Below are 449 nucleotides of genomic sequence, written 5' to 3' on the forward strand. Positions count from 1 at the left end.
CAATTGTTCCACTTGCAGCTTTTGAACTGCATTTACATTTTTATGTTTTAAATTCTCATATATTTGTTCTCCAAGCGTTTGAATATTTTCATATGCTTTTTGAATAATAACAAGCTTTTCATATAATTGTATGTACATATAGCTTCCTTCCCTCTTACAAGACTAAATTTACAATTAAACCATGAATTTCCCCAATTTGATTTAACATTTCTAAATGCCCTGTTTTCGTATTAATTAAATTCATTACATCTTCCAATTCATTTAATCCCACTTCAGCTTGTTTTACAATTGTCATTTTCTGCGAATATCCATAACGCGGATGACGAGACATAACGTCTTTATATTGCAGTAAGTTATCAACGTAAAAATTCAAAAATGATTTCACAGTATTTTTGTATTCCATAACATTATCGAGCGTTAACTCTAATTCAATTTTCTCTTTAATTTCC

The 449-nt window shown here is 28.7% G+C and carries 1 protein-coding gene; it reads right to left on the reverse strand.

What is annotated here, in order from left to right:
- Positions 1–154: 154 nt before the first annotated feature.
- On the reverse strand, positions 155–449 hold a 295-nt coding region (locus KI356_RS26325), incomplete at its 5' end, for a DUF327 family protein (RefSeq protein ID WP_212936919.1).

Origin of the sequence: Bacillus hominis (assembly GCF_018332515.1) — a bacterium.
GTDB lineage: Bacteria > Bacillota > Bacilli > Bacillales > Bacillaceae_G > Bacillus_A > Bacillus_A hominis.